The organism is Mycobacterium sp. 663a-19 (genome assembly GCF_035616495.1).
Classification (GTDB): Bacteria; Actinomycetota; Actinomycetes; order Mycobacteriales; family Mycobacteriaceae; genus Mycobacterium.
The window spans coordinates 324,233-344,237 of record NZ_JAPJAV010000001.1 but is presented as its reverse complement, the minus strand read 5'-3'; the positions used below and the strand labels follow the sequence as shown (position 1 = coordinate 344,237).

General features: G+C 68.8%; 23 protein-coding genes and 1 riboswitch. Of the genes, 11 read left to right on the top strand and 12 right to left on the bottom strand.

Translation table 11 applies throughout. From position 1 onward, the window contains the following. The first annotated feature begins 11 nt into the window (after positions 1-11). The gene (locus OQ968_RS01755; RefSeq protein ID WP_324674035.1) at positions 12-467 is read left to right on the top strand and encodes an SRPBCC family protein; all 456 of its coding nucleotides are present in this window, start codon (positions 12-14) and stop codon (positions 465-467) included. Here OQ968_RS01755 and OQ968_RS01750 read toward each other — a convergent pair. Beyond that, positions 464-1,321 carry a DUF3027 domain-containing protein gene (locus OQ968_RS01750; protein WP_324674033.1) on the bottom strand — a complete coding sequence of 286 codons (858 nt, stop codon included), beginning with the start codon at positions 1,319-1,321 and terminating at the stop codon, positions 464-466. The two genes, OQ968_RS01755 and OQ968_RS01750, sit on opposite strands and share 4 nt — an antisense overlap. A 117-nt stretch (positions 1,322-1,438) precedes the next feature. Here OQ968_RS01750 and OQ968_RS01745 point away from each other — a divergent pair, with 117 nt between their 5' ends. Together OQ968_RS01745 and OQ968_RS01740 are read left to right on the top strand one after the other, a co-directional pair. Then, complete coding sequence (locus tag OQ968_RS01745) at positions 1,439-3,097, top strand: MFS transporter (RefSeq protein ID WP_324674031.1); 1,659 nt, start codon at positions 1,439-1,441, stop codon at positions 3,095-3,097. Continuing rightward, positions 3,094-3,582 carry a DUF2771 domain-containing protein gene (locus OQ968_RS01740; RefSeq protein ID WP_324674030.1) on the top strand — a complete coding sequence of 163 codons (489 nt, stop codon included), beginning with the start codon at positions 3,094-3,096 and terminating at the stop codon, positions 3,580-3,582. Before OQ968_RS01745 ends, OQ968_RS01740 begins: the two co-directional genes overlap by 4 nt. A 14-nt stretch (positions 3,583-3,596) precedes the next feature. Here OQ968_RS01740 and OQ968_RS01735 read toward each other — a convergent pair whose 3' ends face one another. The 3 genes from OQ968_RS01735 to OQ968_RS01725 all read right to left on the bottom strand — a co-directional run bounded on the left by OQ968_RS01735 (position 3,597) and on the right by OQ968_RS01725 (position 7,105). Next, a complete protein-coding gene (locus OQ968_RS01735) occupies positions 3,597-4,601 on the bottom strand; it encodes a glutathione S-transferase family protein (protein WP_324674028.1) in 1,005 nt (334 codons plus the stop codon). 10 nt (positions 4,602-4,611) lie between these two features. After that, the gene (locus OQ968_RS01730; RefSeq protein ID WP_324674026.1) at positions 4,612-6,564 is read right to left on the bottom strand and encodes an acyl-CoA dehydrogenase family protein; all 1,953 of its coding nucleotides are present in this window, start codon (positions 6,562-6,564) and stop codon (positions 4,612-4,614) included. A gap of 133 nt (positions 6,565-6,697) precedes the next feature. Beyond that, positions 6,698-7,105: a cold-shock protein gene (locus OQ968_RS01725; protein WP_324674024.1), complete on the bottom strand. Its 408-nt coding sequence runs from the start codon at positions 7,103-7,105 to the stop codon at positions 6,698-6,700. 166 nt (positions 7,106-7,271) lie between these two features. Here OQ968_RS01725 and OQ968_RS01720 point away from each other — a divergent pair, with 166 nt between their 5' ends. From OQ968_RS01720 to OQ968_RS01705, 4 genes are all read left to right on the top strand, one after another. After that, entirely contained in the window at positions 7,272-7,676 is a 405-nt protein-coding gene (locus tag OQ968_RS01720; protein ID WP_324674023.1) for a YccF domain-containing protein, read from the top strand. After that, on the top strand, positions 7,673-8,755 hold the full coding sequence (moaA, locus tag OQ968_RS01715; RefSeq protein WP_324674021.1) for a GTP 3',8-cyclase MoaA: 1,083 nt from the start codon (positions 7,673-7,675) through the stop codon (positions 8,753-8,755). Before OQ968_RS01720 ends, moaA begins: the two co-directional genes overlap by 4 nt. Before the next feature lies 1 nt (position 8,756). Next, the gene (locus OQ968_RS01710; protein WP_324675010.1) at positions 8,757-9,044 is read left to right on the top strand and encodes a MoaD/ThiS family protein; all 288 of its coding nucleotides are present in this window, start codon (positions 8,757-8,759) and stop codon (positions 9,042-9,044) included. A gap of 205 nt (positions 9,045-9,249) precedes the next feature. Continuing rightward, positions 9,250-9,460, top strand: a riboswitch (cyclic di-AMP (ydaO/yuaA leader). A gap of 10 nt (positions 9,461-9,470) precedes the next feature. Beyond that, the gene (locus OQ968_RS01705) at positions 9,471-10,280 is read left to right on the top strand and encodes a transglycosylase family protein (protein ID WP_324674019.1); all 810 of its coding nucleotides are present in this window, start codon (positions 9,471-9,473) and stop codon (positions 10,278-10,280) included. Positions 10,281-10,290: 10 nt separating this feature from the next. Here the strand turns inward: OQ968_RS01705 and OQ968_RS01700 are convergent, their stop codons facing one another. Genes OQ968_RS01700 through OQ968_RS01685 form a run of 4 tightly spaced genes read right to left on the bottom strand, consistent with a single transcriptional unit; the run spans position 10,291 to position 11,916 of the window. Beyond that, entirely contained in the window at positions 10,291-10,716 is a 426-nt protein-coding gene (locus OQ968_RS01700) for a molybdenum cofactor biosynthesis protein MoaE (protein ID WP_324674017.1), read from the bottom strand. Next, positions 10,713-11,195, bottom strand: coding sequence for a MogA/MoaB family molybdenum cofactor biosynthesis protein (locus OQ968_RS01695; RefSeq protein ID WP_324674015.1), 483 nt, complete (start codon positions 11,193-11,195; stop codon positions 10,713-10,715). The genes OQ968_RS01700 and OQ968_RS01695 overlap by 4 nt, the downstream gene beginning before the upstream one ends. After that, positions 11,195-11,707, bottom strand: a complete 513-nt coding sequence (gene moaC, locus OQ968_RS01690; protein WP_324674013.1) for a cyclic pyranopterin monophosphate synthase MoaC — start codon at positions 11,705-11,707, stop codon at positions 11,195-11,197. Before moaC ends, OQ968_RS01695 begins: the two co-directional genes overlap by 1 nt. 8 nt (positions 11,708-11,715) lie before the next feature. Continuing rightward, complete coding sequence (locus tag OQ968_RS01685) at positions 11,716-11,916, bottom strand: hypothetical protein (RefSeq protein ID WP_324674011.1); 201 nt, start codon at positions 11,914-11,916, stop codon at positions 11,716-11,718. Positions 11,917-12,021: 105 nt separating this feature from the next. Here OQ968_RS01685 and OQ968_RS01680 point away from each other — a divergent pair, with 105 nt between their 5' ends. Both OQ968_RS01680 and OQ968_RS01675 read left to right on the top strand, forming a co-directional pair. Next, a complete protein-coding gene (locus OQ968_RS01680; RefSeq protein ID WP_324674009.1) occupies positions 12,022-14,265 on the top strand; it encodes a helicase-associated domain-containing protein in 2,244 nt (747 codons plus the stop codon). Positions 14,266-14,273: 8 nt separating this feature from the next. Further along, entirely contained in the window at positions 14,274-15,923 is a 1,650-nt protein-coding gene (locus OQ968_RS01675) for a DNA repair helicase XPB (protein ID WP_324674007.1), read from the top strand. Here the strand turns inward: OQ968_RS01675 and OQ968_RS01670 are convergent. The 3 genes from OQ968_RS01670 to OQ968_RS01660 all read right to left on the bottom strand — a co-directional run bounded on the left by OQ968_RS01670 (position 15,878) and on the right by OQ968_RS01660 (position 18,573). Beyond that, complete coding sequence (locus tag OQ968_RS01670; protein WP_324674005.1) at positions 15,878-16,852, bottom strand: type IV toxin-antitoxin system AbiEi family antitoxin domain-containing protein; 975 nt, start codon at positions 16,850-16,852, stop codon at positions 15,878-15,880. The genes OQ968_RS01675 and OQ968_RS01670 overlap by 46 nt on opposite strands. Before the next feature lie 148 nt (positions 16,853-17,000). Beyond that, on the bottom strand, positions 17,001-18,146 hold the full coding sequence (locus OQ968_RS01665) for a thiolase family protein (protein ID WP_324674003.1): 1,146 nt from the start codon (positions 18,144-18,146) through the stop codon (positions 17,001-17,003). Between the two features lie 13 nt (positions 18,147-18,159). Continuing rightward, positions 18,160-18,573 carry a Zn-ribbon domain-containing OB-fold protein gene (locus tag OQ968_RS01660; protein ID WP_324674002.1) on the bottom strand — a complete coding sequence of 138 codons (414 nt, stop codon included), beginning with the start codon at positions 18,571-18,573 and terminating at the stop codon, positions 18,160-18,162. Positions 18,574-18,874: 301 nt separating this feature from the next. On the opposite strand from OQ968_RS01660, the gene OQ968_RS01655 reads away from it, so the two are divergent. Further along, on the top strand, positions 18,875-19,156 hold the full coding sequence (locus OQ968_RS01655) for a DUF1778 domain-containing protein (protein WP_324674000.1): 282 nt from the start codon (positions 18,875-18,877) through the stop codon (positions 19,154-19,156). A 104-nt stretch (positions 19,157-19,260) separates the two neighbouring features. On the opposite strand, the gene OQ968_RS01650 is transcribed toward OQ968_RS01655, so the two are convergent. After that, entirely contained in the window at positions 19,261-19,704 is a 444-nt protein-coding gene (locus OQ968_RS01650) for a hypothetical protein (protein WP_324673998.1), read from the bottom strand. Positions 19,705-19,802: 98 nt separating this feature from the next. Here OQ968_RS01650 and OQ968_RS01645 point away from each other — a divergent pair, with 98 nt between their 5' ends. Then, positions 19,803-19,991: a hypothetical protein gene (locus OQ968_RS01645; RefSeq protein WP_324673996.1), complete on the top strand. Its 189-nt coding sequence runs from the start codon at positions 19,803-19,805 to the stop codon at positions 19,989-19,991. The last annotated feature ends 14 nt before the right edge of the window (positions 19,992-20,005 follow it).

The following is a 20,005-nucleotide window of genomic DNA, read 5'->3' as shown; positions in this document are numbered from 1 at the left end:
CGGGAGGTGCAATGATAGCCCCGCTGCTGCAAGCCCAAGTCGACATCGACGCACCGGCCGCCAAAGTCTGGGAGTTGATCTCCGACTTTCGCCGGATGCCCGAATGGAGCCCGCAGTGCCGCCGGATGCAGGCCTTCGGTCCGCTGCGCCCGGGGACCCGCACCCTCAACCTCAACCGCCGCAACCGCTTGTTCTGGATCACCACGTGCACCCTCGTCGAGGTGGTGCCGGAGAAGAAGCTGGCGTTCCGGGTCAACACCAACCGCACCATCTGGAGCTACGAGCTCGAGCCGATCGGCCAGGGCACCCGGTTGATCGAGAGCCGGCACGCCGAAAACGGTGTCACCGCGTTCTCGAACCTCTCGGTCAAGGCCCTCTTCGGCGGAACCTCGAATTTCGAACGCGAATTGGTCGAGGGCATGAACGCCTCGCTGGCAAACATCAAGGCCGCCGCCGAGAAGGGCTAATCGGACTCCGGCTCCGGGGGCTCCGGTGGCTCGGGCTCCGGGGGCTCGGGCTCCTCGGCCGCCGGCTCCGGTGGCGCCGGCGGCTCCGTGACGTCGAGCACGCCGTCGTCGTACGGCTCGTACATCGGCGAGCCGGTGCCCGCGGGAGCCGGGGTGTCAGAGTGCGCGCCGCAGCCGTAGTGCTTGTCGACGACGTGCCCGTCGGCGGAGAGCTCGTTGCCGCATACCCCGAACATCGCGCCTAGCGATCCCGCCAGCGGCAGGTAGAAACCACAGTCGCGGCACACCCGTTTGGTGGAGCGAGCCATCGGCGAATCGGGGCCGTGGTCACCGGTGTGCCATCGCTCGGCGGCGGCGGCGCGGCCCCAGGGGCTCATCACCCAGCGCCGCCCCAGCCCGACTTCGGCGGCGATCTCGTCGACCTGCGGGTCACCGCTGGCGGTGTAGCCGGGGACCAGCCGCGGGTCGTCGGCCGCCGGGGCCAGCAGGTCGCCGGGGCTCAGATCGCCCGGGCGCACCCGCTGTTCCCAGGGCACCCATTCGGGCGCCAGCAGCGCCGTCGGGCCGGGGATCAGCACGATTTCGCTGATGGTCGCGTGGTCGGCGCCCGGATAGGCCGCGACGACGGCGGCCCACTGCCATCCCTGATAGCCGGGCAGATGGGCGAGGAATCGGTGCGTGGCGGCAGTGGGATCCTCGTAGCTGACGCCAAGGTAGTCCCCGACCGCCTCCGGGCCGGCGAACTCCTCGACGGCCGCCCGGGCCGCGTCGACCGCACCCGTGAGCACCGCCGCCACCTCTGCCGGCCACTCGGCCTCGGTTGCTACGGCGGATTCCCCGATGGATCCGGTCACGCCATCCCCTCTCTGCGCTGCGTCTCCAATAGTAGGTTGGCGAGCCACGCCCGGTTGCCCGCCGGCATAGGACAGAATTGATTTGTGTCTGGACGGCGGCGTGATCATCCGGGCCGCGTGGCCTCCCAGCCGGGCCGCCGGACCCGCAACGAATCGGTCAACCAGCACCCCGGCATGGCCAACTACCCGGCCGACGACCCCCATCACCGGCGGGCGCGCCGTTCGCCGACGGTGCCCAGCGCCAACCGCTATCTCCCGCCGCTGGGCCACCAGCCGGAACCGGACCGCCCCAGCGCGCCGCCGCGCGGTCCCGGCTCCGGCGAGCGGATCACGGTCACGCGCGCGGCGGCCCAGCGCAGCCGCGAGATGGGCTCCCGCATGTATTGGATGGTCCAGCGGGCCGCCACCGCCGACGGCGCCGACAAGTCCGGCCTGACCGCGCTGACGTGGCCGGTGGTGGCGAACTTCGCGGTCGACTCGGCGATGGCCGTCGCGTTGGCCAACACCCTGTTCTTCGCCGCGGCCGCCGGGGAGAGCAAGTCGAAAGTGGCGCTGTACCTGTTGATCACCATCGCGCCGTTCGCGGTGATCGCGCCGCTGATCGGCCCGGCGCTGGACCGGTTGCAGCACGGCCGTCGCGTCGCGCTGGCCCTGTCTTTCGCGCTCCGCACGGCGCTGGCGGTGGTGCTGATCATGAACTACGACGGCGCCACCGGCAGCTTCCCGTCGATGGTGCTGTATCCGTGCGCCCTGGCCATGATGGTGTTCTCGAAATCGTTTTCCGTGCTGCGCAGCGCGGTGACGCCCAGGGTGATGCCGCCGAGCATCGACCTGGTGCGGGTCAACTCCAGGCTCACCGTGTTCGGCCTGCTGGGCGGCACCATCGCTGGCGGCGCCATCGCGGGCGGCGTCGAGTTCGTCTGCACCCACCTGTTCCAATTGCCCGGGGCATTGTTCGTGGTCGTGGCCGTCACGGTGGCCGGCGCCCTGCTGTCGATGCGGATTCCGCGCTGGGTCGAGGTGACCGCGGGCGAGGTCCCGGCCACCCTGAGCTATCACAACGACAGCGACCCGCTGCGGCGACGCTGGCCGGAGGAGGTCAGAAGGGTCGGTGATACGCTGCGACAACCGTTGGGCCGCAACATCATCACGTCGCTGTGGGGCAATTGCACCATCAAGGTGATGGTCGGCTTCCTGTTCTTGTATCCGGCGTTTGTCGCCAAGGCGCACCAGGCCAGCGGTTGGGTCCAGGTGGGCATGCTCGGCATGATCGGCGCCGCCGCCGCGATCGGGAACTTCGCGGGCAACTTCACCAGCGCACGGCTGCGACTGGGCAGGCCGGCCGTGCTGGTGGTGCGCTGCACGGTCGCGGTGTGCGCCGTGGCCCTGGCCGCCGCGGTGGCCGGCACACTGCCGATGGCCGTGATCGCCACCCTGGTCACCTCCGGGTGCAGCGCGATCGCGAAGGCATCCCTTGACGCATCGTTGCAACACGACCTGCCCGAGGAATCGCGGGCATCGGGATTCGGACGTTCGGAGTCGACGCTGCAGCTGGCCTGGGTGCTCGGCGGCGCGCTCGGCGTCATGGTGTACACCGAATTGTGGGTCGGCTTCACCGCGGTCAGTGCCCTGCTCATCCTCGGCCTGGCACAGACCATCGTCAGCTTCCGCGGCAACTCGCTGATTCCCGGCCTCGGGGGCAACCGGCCCGTCATGGTCGAGCAGGAGAGCATGCATCGACACCACGGCAGGCGGCCGGCGGCGGTGCCGGAGTGAAACGTGGTGTGGCCGTGGGGCTTACGGCCCTGGTGGCGCTGCTGGCCGTGGGCGCCGGGCTCGGAACGTGGCTGCTGGTGCGCAAACCCGGACCCCACCGACCGGAGATCAGCGCGTACTCACACGGGCACCTGACCCGGGTGGGGCCGTACCAGTACTGCAACGTGCTCAACCTCGACGACTGCCAGTCACCGCAAATACAGGGCGAGCTACGGGTCAGCGAACGCTATCCGGTGCAACTCTCGGTGCCCGAAGCCATCTCCCGCGCGCCGTGGCGGCTGCTGCAGGTGTACGAGGATCCCGTCAACACCGCCACCACCATGTTTCGCCCGGGCACCCGACTCGCGGTCACCATCCCGACGGTCGACCCGCACCGCGGGCGGTTGACCGGGATCGTGGTGCAGTTGCTGACGTTGGTGGTCGATCAATCCGGTGAGCTGCGCGACGCCCCGCACGCGGAATGGTCGGTGCGACTGGTTTACTGAGCGCGCGCCATCGGTTACGCGCCGTGACCGGCTGGCACCCGCTCGGCCTCCAGCGGCGGACCCGGCGGCGTTCCGTCCCCGAAAGGCCTGCCTCCCAACGCCTCCCGACCGTGCGGGCTCAGCCAGCCGGACAGGTCCGGGCCCTTCGGCACGATCCCGGTGGGGTTGATGTCGGCGTGCACGATGTAGTAGTGCTGCTTGATCTGGACGAAATCGACGGTATCGCCGAACCCGGGCGTCTGGAACAGGTCGCGCGCGTACGCCCACAACACCGGCATCTCGGACAGCTTGCTGCGATTGCACTTGAAATGCCCGTGGTAGACGGGATCGAAGCGGGCCAGCGTGGTGAACAGCCGCACGTCCGCCTCGGTGATGGTGTCCCCCACCAGGTATCGCCGCCCGGCCAGCCGCTCGCTCACCCAGTCCAGCGCGGTGAACAACCGGTCGTAGGCGGCGTCGTATGGCTCTTGTGACCCAGCAAATCCGCACCGGTATACACCGTTGTTGATCTCGCTGTAGACCCGCTTGTTCACCTCATCGATCTCGACCCGGAGGCGCTCGGGGTAGAGCCGCGGCGCGCCCTCGCGGTGGTAAGCGGTCCACTCCGTGGAGAAGTCCAGCGTCATCTGCGCAAAATCGTTGGTCACCACCGCGCCGGTGGGAACGTCGACGAGTGCCGGGACAGTGATTCCCTTCGGGTAGTCGGGGAAGCGCTTGAAGTAGGCATCCTGCAGCCGCGGGATCTTCAGCACTGGATCGACGCCCCCCGGGTCAAGATCGAAAGTCCAACTGCGCTCGTCGTGGGTGGGACCGCAAAAGCCAATCGAGAGAACGCTTTCCAGGCCCAGCAGCCGCCGGACGATGATCGCGCGGTTGGCCCACGGGCAGGCGCGGGCAACCACGAGGCGATACCGCCCCGGCTCGACGGGATAGCCATCGCGTCCGTCGGCGGTGACGCGGGTGGTGATGTAGTTGGTGTCGCGGGTAAATGCACCCGACCCGGCGACGTAGGTGGCCACGGCGAAAGTCCTACAGGTTCGCCTCCGTCGGCGCGGACACCGTCAGGAACCGGCGAGCCAGGTTGGGCTCGGTGGACTCGCCCGGTTCCCAGTGCGCGATCCACGGTCCCGTGCCCTCCGACTGGTCGATGATCCCTTCTTCCAGCCAGGTGTAACGGCCCTCCATGAGGTCATGGGTCAGCCGAACGTCGGTGCTGTCGGTGTTGGCCCATAGCGCGGCGAACAGGGCCTCGACGCGCAGCGTCGCCTGCTGGCAGAACGCCTCGGCCAGCTCGTAAGCCTGTTGGCCGACAACGGGATCGGTGGCCCGCTGACCCTCGGCGCGCACGCACGCCGCGGACATCGCGAACAGCTCGGCGCCGATGTCGACGATGCGCCCCAGGAACCCCTGCCGCTGCTCGAGTTTGGCCTGCCAGCGGGCCATCCCGTAGAAGGTGTTGCGGGCCAGCTTGCGGGTGGAGCGTTCGACGAACCGCAGGTGCGACGCCAGCGGGCCGAACTCGCTGTATGCCCCCGGTCGCTGGCCTTCGCCAAAGACCAACTGCGGCAACCACTTCGCGTAGAACCCGCTCGCGCCGGCCGCCGCCGCGGCCTTCTGCTTCAGGCTCGCGTCGGCCTTGGCCAGGTCGCCGGCCGCATTCAGGTGGGCGTCGACCGCCTCGCGGGCGATGAGCAGCCGCATGATCTCGCTGGATCCCTCGAAGATGCGGTTGATCCGCAGGTCCCGCACCAGCTGCTCGACCGGCACCGCGCGCTCACCGCGCGCGGCCAACGACTCCGCGGTCTCATAGCCCCGCCCGCCCCGGATCTGCAAAACCTCGTCGCCGATGGCGCAGGCCATCTCGCTGGCCCACAATTTGGCCAGCGCCGCCTCGATGCGGATGTCGTTGCGGCCCTCGTCGGCCATCTGCGAAGACAGCTCGAGCACCGCCTCGAGCGCGTAGTTGGTGGCGGCGATGAACGAGATCTTGCTGGCCACCGCTTCGTGTTTGGCCAGCGGCTTGCCCCACTGCACGCGCTCCCCGGACCATTCGCGGGCGACCTTCAGCGCCCACTTGGCCGACCCCGTCGCGCTCGCGGGCAGCGACAGCCGGCCGGCGTTGAGCGTGGTCAACGCGATCTTGAGCCCGTCGCCCTCGCGGCCGATCAGGTTTTCGCTGGGCACCCGGACCCGGTGCAGCCGGGTCACGCCGTTCTCGATGCCGCGCAGCCCCATGAACTTGTTGCGCCGCTCCACGGTGATCCCGGGGGAATCCGCCTCGACCACGAACGCGCTGATTCCGCCGCGATGCCCCTCGCTCTTGGGCACCCGGGCCATCACCACCAGCAGTTCGGCGACCAGGCCGTTGGTGGTCCACAGCTTCACGCCCTCGAGTTCGTACGCCTTCCCGTCGTCGACCGGTGTGGCCGTCGAGGCCAGGCGCGCCGGGTCCGAACCCACATCCGGCTCGGTGAGCAGGAACGCCGATATCGCCCCGGCGGCGCACCGCGGCAAGAACTTCCGCTTCTGTTCGTCGGTCCCGGCGAGCTTGAGCGGCTCGGGTACCCCGATCGACTGATGGGCCGACAGCAGCGCGCCGAGACTGGGATGGACGCTCGAAACCATCATCAGCGCGCGGTTGTAGGCGACCTGCGACATGCCCAGCCCGCCGTATTCGCTCGGAATTTTCATGCCGAAGCAGCCCAGTTCGGCCAGGCCCTTCACGTACTCGTCGGGAATCTGCGCGTCGCGCTCGACGACGCTGCCGTCGACGGTGTCCAGAAACTCCCGCAGCTTGTCGAGGAACGCGCGAATGCGTTGCTCGTCGGCGTCGGACGGTTTGGGAAATGGGTGGATGAGCTCCAGCGGAAAACGGCCGAGGAACAATTCCTTGGCGAACGACGGCTTATCCCAACCACTTTCGCGGGATTCCTCGGCGAGGGCTCTCGCTTGCTCCTCGGTAACCTGCGCTTGCTGTGCCATCGCCGCCTCCTCGCTAGCAACCCACATCGAGGCGTGAGTACCCGCTGTTGGCCCGAATACCACGACCTACGGAAGTCGAAGTTACCACCGGGTAGCTTCGGGGCGCACCGGCAGGTTCTGGTTCACCGCCCGGTCAGGCGTCGAGCTCCCGGGCCACCGCCCTGACCACCTCGGAGACCCGGCGGGCCGTCTTGCGGTCCGGGTAGCGCCCCTTGCGCAACTCCGGCTGCACGGCACTCTCCAGCAGCGTGATCATGTCCTCGACCATGCCGTGCAGCTCGTCGGGGCTGTGCTTGTGTTCGGCCGGCCCCTGAGGGCGCGGGCGGGAAAGCGTGGGCGGCGGGTCGATCAGCTTGAGGCTCAACGCTTGCGGACCGCGCCGCCCCGACGCCACGCCGAATTCCACCCGCTGCCCCGTCTTGAGCCCGTCGACACCGGCGGGCAGCGCCGACGCGCGGACGTACACGTCCTCGCCGTCCTCCTGCGACAGGAAGCCAAACCCCTTGTCGGCGTCGTACCACTTAACCTTGCCGGTCGGCACTGGTCTCACCTGCTTGTCTGACGGATAACTAGGATGGGCGACACAAGAAGCGTCCCGCCTGTGCAGGACGCGATTGTGGATTCAGATCCTACTCGGACGGCCGCCCCGCGAGCACCCCCGATTACGGGTTGCTCGGTAGGCTGGGAGGACCGCTGGAGGGGGAGATATGCGCCTGATCCTGAACATTATCTGGCTTGTATTCGGTGGCCTCTGGATGGCCGCCGGGTATCTGCTGGCGGCGCTCCTCAGCTTCCTGCTCATCATCACCATCCCCTTCGGCTTCGCGTCGCTGCGCATCGCGTCCTACGCGTTGTGGCCGTTCGGCCGGACGATTGTCGAAAAGCCGACCGCCGGGACGGGCGCGCTCATCGGAAACGTGATCTGGATACTGCTGTTCGGGTGGTGGCTGGCGCTCGGCCATCTGACGAGCGCGGTGGCCATGGCGATCACGATCATCGGCATTCCGCTGGCGCTGGCCAACCTCAAGTTGATCCCGGTGTCGCTGCTGCCGCTGGGTAAGGAAATCGTTCCGGTCAACTCACCGACCCAATTCGGAGAGGTGCCCGCATGACCCTGACCGCCCTCGGCCTGCCGACGATGCCCGGCGCGGCCTCGACGCGCGAACGCGCCGGCGAGGCACCGACCGACGGCCCGTTGCTGGACACCTACGGCAGGGCCGCCACCGACCTGCGGGTGTCGCTGACCGACCGGTGCAACCTGCGTTGCAATTACTGCATGCCCGCGGAGGGCCTGGACTGGCTGCCCGGCGAGCAATTGCTGCGCCCCGACGAGCTGGCCCGGCTGATGCACATCGCGGTGACCAGGCTCGGCATCACCAGCGTGCGGTTCACCGGCGGTGAGCCGCTGCTGGCCCGCCACCTCGAGGAGGTGGTCGCCGCCGCGGCGCGCCTGCGGCCCCGCCCGGAGATCTCGCTGACCACCAACGCGGTCGGGTTGGCGCGCCGCGCCGCCGCCCTGGCCGAGGCCGGGCTGGACCGCATCAACATCTCCCTGGACAGCGTGGACCGCGCCCGCTTCGCGGCCATCACCCGCCGCGACCGGCTCGGTGACGTGCTGGACGGCCTGGCCGCGGCCAAGGCGGCGGGCCTGACGCCGGTGAAGGTGAACGCCGTGCTCGATCCCGCCACCGGGCGGGAGGACGTCGTCGAGCTGTTGCGGTTCTGCCTCGAGCACGACTACCAATTGCGGGTCATCGAGCAGATGCCGCTCGATGCCGGGCACCAGTGGCGCCGCGAGGCCGCGCTGACCGCCGACGACGTGCTGGCGGCGCTGCGCCCGCACTTCCGGCTGCGCCCGGACCCGGCGCCGCGCGGTTCGGCCCCGGCCGAGCTCTGGCTGGTGGACACGGGCCCGAGCACGCCGGCCGGAAAGTTCGGTGTCATCGCGTCGGTGTCACACGCCTTCTGCTCGACGTGCGATCGCACCCGCCTGACCGCCGACGGCCAGATCCGCAGCTGCCTGTTCGCAGCCGAGGAGACGGACCTGCGCGGCCTGCTGCGCGGCGGCGCGAGCGACGACGAGATCGAGGCGGCCTGGCGCACCGCGATGTGGGGCAAGCCCGCCGGGCACGGCATCAACGACCCCAACTTCGTGCAGCCGGACCGGCCGATGAGCTCGATCGGTGGCTGAGGTGGCCGAGGTGGCTGCGGCGGCCGTCGAACCGGACGGAATCCAGGTCACGGTTCGCTACTTCGCCGCCGCGCGCGCCGCCGCCGGAACCGAATCGGAGTCGGTGATACTGCGCCCCGGGACCACGGTGGCCGATTTGGTTGAAAGGCTCGCGGCCCCGGGTACCCGCCTGGCAACGGTGCTGAGTCGATGCTCGTATCTGTGCGACGGAATCGCCGTTCGCGACGAGACCAAGGCGTTGCGATCGGGTGACACGATCGACGTGCTGCCGCCATTCGCCGGAGGCTGACGGTGTGAGATGCGTCACGTAACGGATTGATAACGGCGCGGACACGCTCCGATCTCGGCCGCTCTGACCTGCGTAATCGGGCCGCGTTCCTGGCGCTTTTCCGGACGACGGTGAGAGAAACGCCCGGTTTGGCCAGACGTGACGGGACCAACAGAACCCGCTAGCGTCTCTCGAGGTTCGCCAAGTCACCGGTGGCGTTCCTCCCTCCCTATCCGCGCCAAGCTCCATCCGATAGGAGGGGGATCCGTTAATTGGATGGAGGCGGGGGACCCACCGGTCCACCGTGATCGGACCGGGGCCGCGTGCGGCTCCTTGGGGTGAAGCCGGCGTCGTTCTCGGCAGGACGACATCGGCCGGGTGGCCTCTCCAACCCGAACCCGACAGCTGACCTCGCAGGCGTGCATCAGAGAGGAAATTTCGGCGCGCATGAGTGGACGGCACCGTAAGCCCACTACCTCAAACATCAGCGTCGCCAAGATCGCCTTCACCGGGGCGGTACTTGGTGGCGGCAGCATTGCCCTCGCCGGCCAAGCGGCCGCGGCCACCGACGGCGAATGGGATCAAGTAGCCCGTTGCGAGTCCGGCGGCAACTGGGGCATCAACACCGGCAACGGCTACCACGGCGGCGTGCAATTCACCTCGGCCACGTGGTCCTCGCACGGCGGCGGCGAGTACGCCCCGTCGGCCGAACTGGCCACCAGGGAACAGCAGATCGCGGTCGCCGAGCGGGTGCTGGCCACCCAGGGTCGCGGCGCCTGGCCCGTGTGCGGCGGACCGCTGTCGGGCCCGACCCCCCGCGAGGTCCCCGCACCGGCACCGGCCGGCCTGGACCTGCCGTGGCTCAATGGCGGACCGCTGGCCCCGCCGCCACCGCCGGAAGCTCCCGCACCAGACGCTCCTCCGCCGCCGCCTCCCCCGGCGCCGGCCGAGCCGCCCGCTCCGGTCGTGCTGGCCTCGTCGAACCAGCCGGCGCCCCCCGCGGAGGTGCCACCCGCGCCCCCCGCGGACCTGGCACCGCCTGCGCCTCCCGCCGACGCTGTGCCCCCGGCGCCTCCCGCCGATGCGCTGCCCCCGGCGCCCCCGGCGGACGCCGTACCGCCCGCACCCCCGGCGCCCGACGCCCCGAAGCAGGTGTCGCAGGTCGGCTACACGCAGCAGCTGTGGGACGCGATCCAGGGCCAGGACATCCACGGCAACGACGCCCTGGACGCGATTGCCCAGCCGTTCGGCACCTAGGCGTTAGGCGTTAGGCCGAGCCCACCCACTCGTCGGTTCCGTCGTCGAAGAACTGGTGCTTCCACACCGGTATTCGCGCCTTGATGGTGTCGACGAGATGGGCGCAAGTGGCAAACGCGGCCTGCCGATTGTCTGCGGCGACGGCCGCCACCAGTGCGGCCTCGCCGATGTGCAGCGCGCCGATCCGGTGGCTGGCCGCAATGGCGCGCACGCCGCTGGCCTGCTCGGCGACCTCCGCGACAACGTCGGCGATGACCTGTGCGGCCGACGGATGCGCGGAATACTCCAGCCGCACGACCCGGCGTCCGCCGTCGTGGTCGCGGATCATGCCGACGAATCCGACGATGGCCCCGGCGGACTGATGGCCCACCAACTCCTCGTGCTCGGCCAGGTAGATGGGTTGCTCGGTCAGCGCGGCGCGCAGGACGAGCGTCATCGCTCGTGGTCTTTGCCGGCGAGCTGGTCGAGCGCGTGGTCGAGCACATCGGCGAGCACGCCGAGGCCGTCACGCACCCCGCCGGGCGAACCGGGCAGGTTGACCACCAGGGTTTGGCCGACCACACCGCATACACCGCGCGAGAGCACCGACGTCGGCACCTTCGGCAGCCCGGAGCGTCGGATCGCGTCGGCCAGGCCCGGGATCATGTAATCCAGCACGGCCGCGGTCTGGTCCGCGGTGCTGTCGCTGGGCGAGATGCCGGTACCACCCGAGGTGATGATGAGGTCGACGCCGTCGTCGACCGCCGCGCGCAGGGCCTCACCCACCCGCTTCCCGTCGGCGACCACCTCCGGCTCGACGGGCGAAAACCCATGCTCCCCAAGCCATTCGGCGATGATCGGTCCGCAGCGATCGTCGTACACGCCGGTCGAGGCCCGCGTCGAGGCGATGATCACTCGTGCCGATCGCGCGGCCATCAGCGTGCCCAGTTTCCGCTTTTGCCGCCCTCTTTGCGGAGCACCCGGATGTCATCGATGCGCGCGGACGGGTCGACCGCCTTGATCATGTCGTAGAGCGTAAGCCCGGCGACGCTGACGGCGGTCAGCGCCTCCATCTCCACACCCGTGCGGTCGGTGCTGCGCACCGTCGCGGTGATCTCGATGTCGGACTCGCCGACGGTGAAATCGACATCGACACCGGTGAGCGCGAGCTGATGGCACAGCGGGACCAGGTCGCTGGTGCGCTTTGCTGCCAGGATGCCCGCCACCCGCGCGGTAGCCAGCGCATCGCCCTTGGGAAGGCCGCCGGTCGAGATCAGCGATACCACTTGCGCCGTGGTTCGCAGGGCACCCGCGGCGACGGCGGTGCGCTTGGTGGCGCCCTTCTCGGTGACATCGACCATGTGCGCCGCCCCGCGCTCATCCAGATGCGACAGCGAACCCGAGCGGGACTCCCCGGTTGCCCTGGATGCCCTGGATGCCCGAGCCATCCTGGGACCTACCGGTTGACGACCGTTACCGGGTGAACGTATGGCAGGTCGTCGGAGGGCAGCGGGAACGTCAGGTCGCCGAAGGGGGACAACGCGCCCGTCCGATCCGTCGCCAGTTCGCTCACCGCATGGTCGTCCGGGTCCGTCGTCGGCCAGCCGTTGTCGACGTACCGGGTTTTGCCCGCCTGGTCCTCAGCAATGTCAGCCACGGGGTCCATTCTGACAGGTGCCGCCCGATGCTAGGCCGCGCGTGCCGAATTCCGGCGTCCTCGCCGTGACCTCGGGCCGCGCGCGCTGCTTTACGCTGGTCAGCAATGACCGACAACACCCCGGACATCCCGCTGGGGTCCTGGCTGGCCGACTTGCCCGACGAGCGGCTGATCCGGCTGCTGGAACTGCGGCCGGACCTTGCCCAGCCGCCGCCCGGCAGCATCGCGGCGCTGGCGGCGCGCGCCGTGGCCCGGCAGTCGGTCAAGGCCGCCACGGACGAGCTCGACTTCCTGCGGCTGGCCGCGCTCGACGCCCTGCTGGTGCTGCAGGCCGACACCGCGCCGGTGCCGACCGCGAAGCTGCTGGCGCTGATCGGCGACCGCGCGCCCGAGGCCGACGTGCTGCGCGCGCTGGACGATCTCAGGCAGCGCGCGCTGGTCTGGGGCGAGTCCGCGGTCCGGGTGGCCGCGGACGCCGGCACCGCGTTGCCGTGGCAGCCGGGGCAGGTCACCCTCGAGGACACGTCGCGCACCCGCGAGCAGATCGCCGAGCTCATCGACGGGCTCGACAAGGCGGAGCTCGACGTGCTGCACAAACTGCTCGAGGGGTCCCCGATGGGGCGCACCCGAGACGCCGCGCCCGGCGCCCCGGCGGATCGACCGGTGCCGCAGCTGCTGGCGAAGGGGCTGCTGCGACGGATCGATGCCGAGACGGTGATCCTGCCCCGCCACGTCGGGCAGGTGCTGCGCGGCGAACAACCGGGCCCCATGCAACTGACGCAACCCGACCCGGTGGTGTCCACCACCACACCCCAGGACGCCGACGCGGCGGCGGCCGGAGCCATCATCGACCTGCTGCGCGAACTCGACGTGCTGCTCGAAAGCCTCGGCGCCACACCGGTTCCCGAGCTGCGCAGCGGCGGACTGGGAGTACGGGAGGTCAAACGGCTGGCCAAGACGACCGGCGTCGACGAGTCGCGGCTGGGGCTGATCCTGGAGGTCGCGGCCGCGGCCGGGTTGATCGCGAGCGGGATGCCCGATCCGGACCCGGCCAGCGGCGACGGGCCGTATTGGGCGCCCACGGTGGCCGCCGACCGGTTCGCCGCGTTGTCGACCGCCGAGCGCTGGCACCTGCTGGCCATCACCTGGCTTGACCTGCCCGGGCGTCCGGCCCTGATCGGCACCCGCGGCCCGGACGGCAAACCCTATGGCGCCCTTACGGATTCGCTGTACTCGACGGCCGCCCCGCTGGATCGCCGGCTGCTGCTGGGCATGCTCTCCGAGCTGCCCCACGGTGCCGGCGTGGACGCGGCGTCGGCGTCGGCGGCGTTGATCTGGCGCCGGCCGCGCTGGGCGAGGCGGCTGCAGCCCGGGCCGATAGCGGACTTGCTGACCGAGGGCCACGCGCTGGGCCTGGTGGGTCGCGGGGCGATCAGCACCCCCGGTCGTGCGCTGCTCGACGAGCCCGACGTCGCCATCGACGCGATGACGCGGGCGCTGCCCAAACCGATCGACCACTTTTTCGTGCAGGCCGACCTGACCGTCGTCGTGCCGGGGCCGCTGCAGCGCGATCTCGCCGAGGATCTGGCCGCGGTCGCCACCGTGGAATCGGCCGGCGCGGCGATGGTGTACCGCATCAGCGAGCAGTCGATCCGGCATGCGCTCGACATCGGCAAGACCCGCGACTGGATGCACGCGTTTTTCGCCGGTCACTCGAAAACCTCGGTGCCGCAAGGGCTCACATACCTCATCGACGACGTCGCGCGCCGGCACGGGCAACTCCGGATCGGGATGGCCGCGTCGTTCGTGCGCTGCGAGGACCCGGCCCTGCTCGCCCAGGCGGTGGCGGCCGCCGCGGACCTGCAGCTGCGTGCCCTGGCCCCGACGGTGGCCGTGTCGCCCGCGCCGATCGCCGAGGTGCTCGTCGCGCTGCGGGCCGCGGGCTTCGCCCCGGCGGCCGAGGACTCCTCGGGTGCCATCGTCGACGTGCGGCCTCGCGGCGCCCGGGTGCCCGCCCCCCAGCAGCGTCGCCCCTACCGCCCACCGCCGCGGCCCAGCGCCGAGACGCTGAACGCGGTCGTCTCGGTGCTGCGTAAGGTGACCGCGGCGCCGTTCGGGAATGTTCGCGTCGACCCCGCGGTCACCATGTCGCTGTTGCAGCGCGCGGCCAGGGATCAGGACACGTTGGTGATCGGCTACCTCGACGCCGCGGGCGTGGCCACCCAGCGGGTGGTGTCTCCGATCACGGTAAGGGGCGGGCAGCTGGTGGCGTTCGACTCGGCGTCCGGGCGGCTGCGGGACTTCGCCGTCCACCGCATCACGTCGGTGGTGTCGGCCGAGTCCGGATAATGGATCAAATGACCGACGGACCGTTGATCGTGCAGTCCGACAAGACGGTGCTGCTCGAGGTGGACCACGAGCTGGCCGGCGCCGCACGCGCCGCCATCGCGCCGTTCGCCGAGCTGGAACGCGCGCCCGAGCACGTGCACACCTACCGCATCACACCGTTGGCGCTGTGGAACGCCCGCGCGGCCGGCCACGACGCCGAACAGGTCGTCGACGCGCTGGTCAGCTTCTCCCGCTACGCGGTGCCGCAGCCGCTGCTGGTCGACATCGTCGACACCATGGCCCGCTACGGCCGCCTGCAGTTGGTCAAGAATCCGGCCCATGGCCTCACGCTGGTCAGCCTGGACCGTGCGGTGCTCGAGGAAGTGCTGCGCAACAAGAAGATCGCGCCGATGCTCGGCGCCCGCATCGATGACGACACCGTCGTCGTCCACGCCAGCGAGCGTGGCCGGGTCAAGCAGATGCTGCTCAAGATCGGTTGGCCCGCAGAGGATCTCGCCGGCTACGTCGACGGCGAGGCGCACCCGATCAGCCTGCAGCAGGACGGCTGGCACCTGCGTGACTACCAGCAGATGGCCGCGGACTCGTTCTGGTCCGGCGGCTCGGGGGTGGTGGTGCTTCCCTGCGGCGCCGGCAAGACGCTGGTCGGCGCGGCCGCGATGGCGAAGGCCGGCGCGACGACGCTCATCCTGGTCACCAACATCGTCGCCGCCCGGCAATGGAAGCGTGAGCTGGTCGCGCGCACCTCGCTGACCGAGGACGAGATCGGCGAATACTCCGGGGAACGCAAGGAAATCCGGCCCGTCACCATCTCGACCTACCAGATGATCACCCGCCGCACCAAGGGCGAGTACCGGCATCTGGAGCTCTTCGACAGCCGCGACTGGGGGCTGATCATCTACGACGAGGTGCACCTGTTGCCGGCGCCGGTGTTCCGGATGACCGCCGATCTGCAGTCCAAGCGGCGGCTGGGCCTGACGGCCACGTTGATCCGCGAGGACGGCCGCGAGGGCGACGTGTTCTCCCTGATCGGGCCGAAGCGCTACGACGCGCCGTGGAAGGACATCGAGGCGCAGGGCTGGATCGCGCCGGCGGAGTGCGTCGAGGTCCGGGTGACCATGACCGACAACGAACGAATGATGTACGCGACCGCCGAGCCCGAGGAGCGGTACCGGCTGTGCTCGACGGTGCACACCAAAATCGCTGTGGTGAAGTCGATTCTGGAGAAACACCCCGACGAGCAGACCCTGGTGATCGGCGCCTACCTCGATCAGCTCGACGAGCTGGGCGCCGAGCTGAATGCCCCGGTGATCCAGGGGTCCACCCGAACCAGGGAGCGCGAGGAGCTGTTCGACGCCTTCCGCCGCGGCGAGGTGCCCACGCTGGTGGTGTCGAAGGTTGCCAACTTCTCCATCGACCTGCCGGAAGCCTCTGTGGCGGTGCAGGTTTCGGGGACCTTCGGCTCACGCCAGGAGGAGGCCCAGCGGCTGGGCCGACTGTTGCGGCCCAAGCACGACGGCGGTGGCGCCATCTTCTATTCGGTGGTGGCCCGCGACAGCCTGGACGCCGAGTACGCCGCACACCGGCAGCGCTTCTTGGCCGAGCAGGGGTATGGCTACATCATCCGCGACGCCGACGACCTGCTCGGCCCGGCCATTTGACCGCGAGCAGACGTAAAAGCCCCCGAAAACCCATGGTTTCGGGGGCTTTTGCGTCTGCTCGCGCCACTCAACAGGTGGGTATTGATACGGTCTACCAGACCAACTGGGTCGTGCCGTATGTCGTCGACAGTCATCGGAATGCTGGTCCAGCCGCATTCCTGAAGTCGGGCAGTTTTCTGCCTGTCATGCAGCAGGGCCTTTGGACCCAGGTGCCACTCGATGCTGTCATATTCGGCGGCAAGCATCGCATCCGGCCAGGCAAAGTCGACGCGCCAGACCTTTCCGTAGTTGTCAACAATGCTGTATTGCAGCTCGGGCATGGGCAGCCGGTGGTCGATGAACACCAGCCGCGCCTCGCTCTCCATCGGCGACTCGGCGAGGCCGTTGGCGTAGCCGATCAATTCCCGAACGTTGACGACGCCTCGGCGGCCCCTGTGTTCGCGGATCGTCGCCTGCAATTCGCCTGTCGTACAAGCGCCGAGGTGCAGGGCGGCATCGAGAGCCGCCAAGGCGCGCGGTCGCCGCAGCGTCCTTGCGACTTCTATGGCCGTCCATGCGGGTGCCGTCGCAAGGCGTCCTTCAACGCGCCGCAGTGGGGCGCCGATTCGTTGATGCACCATGAGACTCGAGGACGGGCGCATCCGGACGCCTGGGTCGAGGATGTGCACTCGTGATGTGGCCTCGGTGTCGAAGCCGTACAACGCCGCGGCGGTGCCCATGCAGGCCACAATCGGTTGACCGGCCAAAAGATCCAGCCCGCCCAGCTTGCCCAACAGGTCCGGCCGACGTACTCCGTAGACCCCATGGCAAACCCGAATTAGTCTGCCCGCCTTGATGAATCCGGCGAGCTGTTTGCGGGTGATCACGGTCAGCAGTTCAGCGGTGGTCGCCAGCCCTCCCCTCGACGCCAGCACCCGTTCGATGTCCATAGCCGGCAACCATGCTGTGGGGGGCAGCGTAGCGGTAGTCAGCTACGTCCGACCTGGGGACAGACGCTCGGCCGTGCACGGCCGAGCAGACGTAAAAGCCCCCGAAAACCCATGGTTTCGGGGGCTTTTACGTCTGCTCGCGAGGGAACTAGAGCGACAGGATGGTCGCCGACGCGGTGCCGGGCGCGCCGTACACCTGAGCCAGCCCGACGCGCGGGTTGCCGGGCACCTGCCGCTCGCCCGCCTCGCCACGCAGCTGGCGCACCAGCTCGTGCATCTGCCGCAGGCCCGACGCGCCGATCGGCTCGCCGTTGGCGATCAGCCCGCCGTCGGTGTTGACGGGCATCGAGCCGTGGATCTCGGTGGCCCCGTCGGCCACCAGCTTCTCTTGCTCGCCGTCGGCGCACAGGCCCGTCTCGGCCATGTGGATCACCTCGGCGCCGGCATCGGTGTCCTGCAGCTGCGCGACGTCGACGTCCTCGGGCCCGATGCCGGCCGCCTCGTAGGCGGCCTTGGCCGCATACACCGTCGGCGAGGAGTCCTCGTCGAGCGGCGCCGAAGTGGCGTGCACCTCGTAGGCGCCGTAGCGGCGGGTGCGGATCTCGCAGGCCCGCACATACACCGGCTTGTCGGTGAACTTGTGCGCCATGTCGGCGCGGCACATGATCACCGCGGCGGCGCCCTCGTCGGGCGCGCAGAACATGTACTGCGTCAACGGGTAGTTCAGCACCGTCGAGTTGAGGATCTCCTCCTCGGGAATCGCCTTGCGGCGGAACGCATTCGGGTTCAACGCGCCGTTGCGGAAGTTCTTGGCGGCCACCTTGGCCAGCGTGGACTGGGAGATATGGTGGTCGTGGATGTACTTGTTGGCCTTCATGCCGAAGAACTTGGTGGTGACGAACTGCCCGTTCTGCGCATACCACTGCGGCAGCGCCAGTTTCGCGGGGTCGTCGGTGAACGCGCCGCGCGGGTGCTTGTCCAAGCCGATGGCGATGCCGAGGTCGTACTTGCCCAGCCGAATGGTGTCGGCGGTCTGCTGAATGGCGCTGGCCGCCGTCGCGCAGGCGTTGAACACGTTGGTGAACGTGATGCCGGTCAGCCCGACGAGCCGGGTCACCGCGTCCGGGTTGGACACCTCGTGGCTGCCGCCGAAGCCGAACTGGATGTCTTTCCACTCGACACCGGCGTCGGTCAGCGCGGATTTGATGGCCTCGGCGCCCATCTCCATTGCGGTCTTCTCGAACCTGCCGAAGGGATGCAGGCCAACGCCGATGATGGCCACATCGTTAGTCATCGCGATGTCCTCCTTAGACCGGCTGGAAGGCGAACGTCATGACTTCGTTGCCGTCGGCATCGGTGGTCAACGGCACCATGGTGAGTTCGACGTCTTGGCCGAACTGCAGTTTCGCCGGGTCGTTTTCGGTCAGCCGGCCCTCGACCCGGATGACGTCGCCGAGCTGCACCAGGCCCACGCCGAACGGGACGAAATCCTCGCCGGTCGGCCCGGCGTAGGGGGCTCCGGGCGGGAAACCCTGGGTCGTCCACGCCACCAGGGTTCCGCGGCGCGGCAACAACAACTCGGTCATCTCGCCGCCGCTGCAGCGCGGGCACCACTGCTGCACGGGAAAGGTGGTGGCACCGCAGCCGCTGCATCGGCTGCCGATTAGGTGCGGGCTCTCGTCGGGCCAGGTGGAGATGTCGGGGGCGAGTGCCTTCTGCATCCGAGGGATCCTCCTGTGATCATTCGCAGTCCGCCAACAGAATAATGCGCTCACTGAAAGGTACAACAGCATTGCCTAAAAGTGGAAATTGCATTCTCATTGCCGTGACCTCCGGCGACCAATAGGCGACCCCGTTGCGGGCCTTCGAAAATAGTCAGTTTCGTTCGGTCGCCAAGACGACCCGACAAGCCCCACTGTTCAGCCGGGAATTGGTCGCGTGAGTCCAGCGCACCGTACGGGCGATTATTCGCCACGAGTGGGCGGTGGCCGTACACTGGACGTACGCTCTAGGAGGTGAGCCGTGGATACCAAGTTTCGCCGCAGGAATCGGCGTATGGACTTGCGCACAACGGCAGAAGAGCGCGAGTTGATTGACCGCGCCGTGAGCGTCAGCGGAACCGATCTGACTGACTTCGTCATCACTCACGCAGCCGAAGCGGCTCGTCGAATACTCGCCGACCGAGACCAGTTCCACCTTGATCCCACCGCTCTTAAACAGTGGGACGACGTCAACGCGCGACGCGCGCGCGACCTGCCAGGGCTGCGCCGGCTGATGCAACGGCCCTCGCCGTTCAGCGATTGAGGACATACCGGCCACCTGAACTGCTCGCCGACCATCACGACCTGACTCGATTCCGGTGTCGCTCAGCGGAGCAGACCCAATGGCTACGCCGGTACGCTCGGCAGTCAGCTGCGACCGGCACCACGCGAGTCTTCGGCGTCACGGAGCACCGCAGCCGCCGCGTCGTTGCTTACTACGCCTGGTGCATGGCCCAGCTCCACGCGGAGGCGCTTCCCAGCCGGGCGCGCAAGGGCGCCGGCCGCTATCCCCAACCGGTGGCACTGCTGGCTCGACTCGGCGTGGACATCGAGCATGAGCGCGCGGGACTGGGAGTCGGACTGCTCCAAGACGTCTTCGCTCGGCTCACCGCACTCTCTGATGACATTGGCTGTCGAGGCCTGCTCGTGCATGCCGAATCCACCGAGGCCCGCGGGTTCTACATTCATCTCGTACCCGAGTTCGAGCCCAGTCCCACCGACGACCTTCACCTCATGTTGCTCATGAAAGACATACGCCGCACCCTTCGGGCCGATCGGCCTGAAACATAAATCACCGTCGGCGAATCGCAAGTTCCTTGCTGCTCAGGCAAACCCGAGCCCGATGTACTGGGCAGTTTTTCGATGACGCAGTCGGTGCGGGTCGACGGTCCCAGGGAGTGCGCCGCGGCGTGGACGCCATCAAGTCCGAGCTCGCGGCCCAGCTCAAGGTGACCCGCGGTGTGAACGTAGACGTTAAGACGCTGGTCAGCGACGGCAGAACCATCATGGTGGAACTGATATCGCCCGCGCCATCGCTTTCGCAGATCATGTGGTGGTCTCCACACGGTGCTGGTGTGACTCGTGGGGCTATCTTGTAATCGACGCCGCAACG

What these genes read in the sequence shown, in the direction of transcription:
- OQ968_RS01755 (WP_324674035.1), top strand. Translation starts at nt 12, where the DNA reads ATGATAGCCCCGCTGCTGCAAGCCCAAGTCGACATCGACGCACCGGCC.
- OQ968_RS01730 (WP_324674026.1), bottom strand. Translation starts at nt 6,564, where the DNA reads ATGGCACAGCAAGCGCAGGTTACCGAGGAGCAAGCGAGAGCCCTCGCC.
- OQ968_RS01720 (WP_324674023.1), top strand. Translation starts at nt 7,272, where the DNA reads ATGCGCCTGATCCTGAACATTATCTGGCTTGTATTCGGTGGCCTCTGG.
- moaA (WP_324674021.1), top strand. Translation starts at nt 7,673, where the DNA reads ATGACCCTGACCGCCCTCGGCCTGCCGACGATGCCCGGCGCGGCCTCG.
- OQ968_RS01705 (WP_324674019.1), top strand. Translation starts at nt 9,471, where the DNA reads ATGAGTGGACGGCACCGTAAGCCCACTACCTCAAACATCAGCGTCGCC.
- OQ968_RS01700 (WP_324674017.1), bottom strand. Translation starts at nt 10,716, where the DNA reads ATGACGCTCGTCCTGCGCGCCGCGCTGACCGAGCAACCCATCTACCTG.
- OQ968_RS01695 (WP_324674015.1), bottom strand. Translation starts at nt 11,195, where the DNA reads ATGGCCGCGCGATCGGCACGAGTGATCATCGCCTCGACGCGGGCCTCG.
- moaC (WP_324674013.1), bottom strand. Translation starts at nt 11,707, where the DNA reads ATGGCTCGGGCATCCAGGGCATCCAGGGCAACCGGGGAGTCCCGCTCG.
- OQ968_RS01680 (WP_324674009.1), top strand. Translation starts at nt 12,022, where the DNA reads ATGACCGACAACACCCCGGACATCCCGCTGGGGTCCTGGCTGGCCGAC.
- OQ968_RS01675 (WP_324674007.1), top strand. Translation starts at nt 14,274, where the DNA reads ATGACCGACGGACCGTTGATCGTGCAGTCCGACAAGACGGTGCTGCTC.
- OQ968_RS01670 (WP_324674005.1), bottom strand. Translation starts at nt 16,852, where the DNA reads ATGGACATCGAACGGGTGCTGGCGTCGAGGGGAGGGCTGGCGACCACC.
- OQ968_RS01665 (WP_324674003.1), bottom strand. Translation starts at nt 18,146, where the DNA reads ATGACTAACGATGTGGCCATCATCGGCGTTGGCCTGCATCCCTTCGGC.
- OQ968_RS01660 (WP_324674002.1), bottom strand. Translation starts at nt 18,573, where the DNA reads ATGCAGAAGGCACTCGCCCCCGACATCTCCACCTGGCCCGACGAGAGC.